The sequence below is a fragment of the Mycobacterium sp. genome (assembly GCF_035697385.1).
Taxonomy (GTDB): Bacteria; Actinomycetota; Actinomycetes; order Mycobacteriales; family Mycobacteriaceae; genus Mycobacterium.
The window spans coordinates 1-5,059 of sequence record NZ_DASSCY010000153.1; the positions used below are offsets into that span (position 1 = coordinate 1).

General features: G+C 65.1%; 2 protein-coding genes. Both read right to left on the minus strand.

Features of this window, described 5'->3' with window-relative positions; all coding sequences use genetic code 11:
• The coding region (locus tag VFH65_RS12945; protein WP_414688407.1) for a type I polyketide synthase at positions 1 to 4,675 on the minus strand (4,675 nt) is incomplete at its 3' end.
• The coding region (locus tag VFH65_RS12950; RefSeq protein ID WP_353322018.1) for an acyl carrier protein at positions 4,672 to 5,059 on the minus strand (388 nt) is incomplete at its 5' end. The genes VFH65_RS12945 and VFH65_RS12950, both read right to left, overlap by 4 nt.

Genomic DNA, 5,059 nt, shown 5'->3' on the forward strand with positions numbered 1-5,059 from the left:
AGAAGCCGACCCACCAATCGAGCTTTCGACTGGCTGTCGCTTCGTGTAGCCGCAATGCGCCTGCCGCCTTGGGCGCCCAGACACGGTCCAGGCTTTCCTGGCTGAGCGCGGCCACGATCTGGTCATCGATCACAGCCGCAGCATGGACGACTCCCCGCAACGGCAGTCCGGTCTCCTCGGCAGCGTCCACCAGGTGCTCGGCCACGCCCGATGACGCGATATCGCCTCGCACTACAACGATTTCGGCGCGGCCTTCCAGGTTGGCAAGGCCTTCGCGCTGCTCGTCCGAGGGATCGGAACGGCCGTTGAGGACGACGCGCCTCGCGCCGCTGTCGACCAGCCAGCGAGCGACGACCATGCCGATGCCGCCCAGGCCACCTGTGATGATGTACGCACCATCCCGGCGGACAACCGGATCACGCTGGCGTCCACCGAGAGTTGCGCGGGAGAGCCGTTCCGCGTATCGCTGGTCCGACCGCCAGGCGATCACATCATTGTTATCCGGCGACCCCAATTCGGTGATCAGGGTCCCCAGCACGTCACCCGTGGTGTCCAGATCAACAAGTGTCGCGCGAAGATCGGGGTTCTCGTAGGCGAGGACCCGAATGAGGCCTTTGAGGCAGCCGATCGCCGGATCACCCGGCTCACCCCCGTGCACCGGGAGTCCGTTTCGCGTCACCAGCCACAGTCGTGGCGACTTCCCGTGCCAGCTGCCGGCAACCGCGCGCACCGTCGCCGAGATCGCCCAGATCAGATCGCGCGCGTGGGCCAGCGCCACAGTGCAGTCGGTACCGTCGAACGGATGCTGCCCGACGAAGATCACCACACCGAGCGGCGGAAGATCCGGATCCGCTGTGGCATACGTGAAGGCCTTCCGCACCGCGGACTCATCTGTGAGGTCTGCGCCGATCACCCGCCGGCTTGATGAAGCGAAGCTGGCCTCGAAGTTCTTTACGATCTCTTTCGTATCGGTCCCATCCGCCAACACCAGCCAGCTTCCGGCGGTCGCGGACGGACTCGCGCCGATCTGTGACGGAGGCGAAGCTTGCACCCATTCGGTGTCAAAGACCTTCTGCGCCAAGGGCAGCGGCACCGTCCGGCGCTCGACCCGCCGCAGGTATATGCCGGTAATTTCCGCTGTCGGAACCCCTGCGTCATCCATCAAGCTGACGCGGCCCAGCTTGCCGGCGCCGTCGTCATCGAGGCTGACCAACTCAGCATGGCATCGGGCGCGCCTGCCGACATCGCCGAAAACGCGGATCGTCTCGAATGACACCGGCAAATACGTGACTTCGGCAGAATCACTGAGCGAGTCGGAGGGCATCGCGGCGGCCAGACTCTGCAGCGCCGCATCCAGCATCACGGGATGTATCCGATAACCGCGATGCGGAGCGGCCTCGTCTGGAAGAACGATCTCGGTTTCCGCCGAACCGTTCGGCTTTCGAGCGATGCGTGTCAGTGCGGCGAACGCCTGGCCATGATATGCACCGGTGCGCCGCAAGGCGGTGTAGAAGTCTGCCGGTGTTACGACGGTTCCGGCCGCGCCCTGTGATCCCGTCGTCTCGGCCCCGACATCGCGCGGCTCGACGTCTATGCGGGCCACCGCATGCCGCGACCAGTTGCCACCGGTCGAGCGAGAATGGATCTCGACGCGAATCCCATTGTCGGCGCTACTAGAAAGCTGCGTTGTGACCCGGGTTTGGGTGCTCAGCGGAAGCATCTGCTCGACCTCGAGCCGACTCACCTGCACGGCCGCGACGGGCAGGCCAAGCGCCTCGCAACCTGCAGCCAGGGCCATCTCGGCGAAACCCGCCCCCGGCATGACAGATTGGCCATGCACCTTGTGGTCGGCCAGCCACGAGACGAATTCGGTTCCGACATCTGCCTGCCACACATGGTCGCCGGACGGCATTTCTGTATGGGCACCCAGTAATGGGTGAGCGCCGCTGGACTGCTGACCGATGGATCGATTGGCCACCCAATACCTCGAATGCAGCCACGGTGTCGGCGGGAGATCCACGAACCCAGCCGCACGGGCGTCGGGCGCCGCCACACCTGCCGGCGGCCGGACCACAGCCAAGTTCGTGTGGAAAGTCAGCGTTTCGTCGTTGTCACGATTCAATGTTCCCGAAACGCGGACATCGCCACCTGGCCTGACTGCCTCGAGGCTTTCGGTGATCGCGTGGGCGAGCAGCGGATGCGGACTGACTTCCACGAACGTTCCGTTGTTGGCACCGGCCGCGGCAACGGCCTGGTTGAAACGCACCGGGTTGCGCACATTGACCACCCAATATTCGGCATCGAACACCGGCGCCCCATCGCCGCTGTGGCCGGTCGCGCTGATGAGTGGGATTTTCGGCGTGGTCGGCGCCAGATCTGCTAGGGCGCTGCGCAATTCGGACAGTATTGGATCGATGGTCGGGTGATGGGACGCTACGTCAACCTCGATGCGCCGCGCCAGCCGACCCTGGGCATCCACCATCGCGACTACCGCGTCGACCTGCTCGGGTGGCCCGGCGATGACCGTTTGACGGGGCGACGCATACACCGCCAGGGTGACGTCTGGGTACTGGGCGATCAACTCCTCGGTGGCGGCCGCGTCCGATTCCAACAGCGCCATCGCGCCCTGCCCGGACAACCGCGACATCAGACGGGAGCGGGTAGCGATCACCCGGAACCCCTCAGCCCGGGTGAGCGCTCCCGCCACCACTGCCGCGGTGACCTCTCCCATCGAATGCCCGATGACCGCGTCGGGTTCCACGCCGTAGTAGCGCCACAGTTCGGTCAGAGCCAACTGGATCCCCACCAGCACCGGCTGGATCCGGTGGATACCGACCAGCTGCTCACCGTCGGCCAGCACCTGCCGCAGTGAAAACCCAACCTGCTCAGTGAAATCCGGCTCCAAATCAGCAACTGCTGCCGCGAACGCAGGCTCATCGGCCAGCAACTGCCTGCCCATTCCGGGCCATTGCGAGCCTTGCCCGGAGTACAGGAACACCGTGCCCGTTCCCGAGGATCCGTCCTGGGTGCTGACCACGCCCGGCGCCGGGCGACCTGTGGCTAGCGCGCGCAACCCTTCAACCGCCTGCCCGCGATCACGCGCACATACGGTGGCGAATGTGCTGTGGCGGTTGCGCCGATGGTTGACAGTCCGGGCCACAGCCGCCAATGGAACGGCGGCGCCCTCACCGTCCATCCAATCGGCCAGCACCGATGCCCATGACCCAAGTCGCTGGGCCGTCTTGCCTGATACCACCAATGTCGTCACCGTGGGATCCGATTCACCATTAGAGGCCGGTACGGGATCCGGGCCCTGCTCCAGCACCACATGCGCATTGGTTCCGCCAAGACCGAACGACGACACCGCCGCTCGGCGCGGCCCCTCGCATTCGGGCCACGGCGTTTTGCTGGTCGGCACGAACAATCGCGTTTGTGAAGCATCGATCGCCGGGTTCCATTGTGAGAAGTGAAGGTTCGGCGGAATCTGCCCTCGCTGCACAGCCAGCACGGCCTTGATGAACCCGGCGATTCCGGCGGCCGCCTCGAGGTGCCCCATATTCGTCTTCACCGCGCCCAGTGCGCATTGGGCCTCCCCTCGCCCATAGACGGCAGACAACGCGTCGAACTCGATCGGATCGCCCAGAGCGGTGCCGGTGCCGTGCGCCTCAACGAAATTCACGGAGCCCGCCGCGACGTCGGCGCCACCCAACGCCCGGGTGATCACGTCGCACTGCGCCAGCGCATTCGGCGCGGTAAGACCGTTGGAGCGGCCATCTTGATTGACCGCCGACCCCCGCACGACCGCCAGTACCTGATCTCCGTCGCGCACGGCGTCGGTGAGTCGCTTGAGCACCACCACCCCGGCGCCCTCACCGCGCACGAACCCATCCGCCCCTGCGTCGAAGGCATGGCACCGGCCCCGCGGAGACAGCATTCCCCACTTCGACAGTGCGAGTTGAGTTTCCGGACGCAAGATGAGGTTGACGCCGCCGGCCAGGGCCATGTCGCTCTCTCGCAGGCGCAGGCTCTGACACGCCAGGTGCACGGCAACCAGCGACGATGAGCACGCCGTGTCCACCGCCACCGCGGGACCGCGCAGACCCAGCAGGTAAGCGATGCGTCCCACCGTGATGCTGTGCGCGTTTCCCGTCGCGCAGTAGGCATCAATGGTGTCCGGGTTCGCCGCCGAAGCAGTCTGGTACTCGGTGTAGTAGACCCCCATCATGACCCCGGTGCGGGTGCCGCTGAGGACATCCGGAGCGATACCGGCATGCTCCAGCGCTTCCCAAGCCACCTCCAGCAGCAGTCGTTGCTGGGGATCCATTGCCTCGGCCTCACGCGGGGAGATACCGAAGAAGTCGGCGTCGAACCCCGCCACATCGGGCAGGAATCCACCCCACTTCGAGGCCATCCGCCCCGGTGCGAAGGGGTCCGGATCGTAAAACGCTTCGGCGTCCCACCGGTCCGCAGGAATCTCGCCGATCGCATCCGCGCCGTTGGCCAGCAGTGTCCAGTAACCGTCCGGCCCAACCCCACCACCGGGGAATCGGCAGCCAATTCCCACCACCGCCACCGGCTCGGCTACCGCGAGGCGGGAGGCCTTTTCGAACTGATCCACCAACGCGGCACGCTGGGTGGCGGTCATGCCCGAAATCCTGCTGAAGGTCGTTCTCATCGGATACCGCTCTCATTACCGGCCACAGCCGATTCCACACTGTCGAACAACGCGTCCAACACACTGATCTCGGAGTCGCGACCCTCATTGACGTCGCTGGACTGGAGCTTTTCCTGTTGTAGCGCAAGCATTTTCGCCAAGAATGCGGCCAGTGACGAGATGGTCGGGTGGTCCCACAACATCGTCGCCGACAAGTCGATGCCCACAAACTTCTTGGCGTCTCGCAGCACAGTCATCGCCATCATCGAATCAAGGCCCAACTCCGGGAACGGCCGATCCACATCCACTGCCGATGCCGGCATACCGAGTTCGCGGGCGAGGATGGTGCGGAGCCCGGTTTCACATTCGCGGCACAACTTCTCAGGTGATAGTTTCGACCAATCC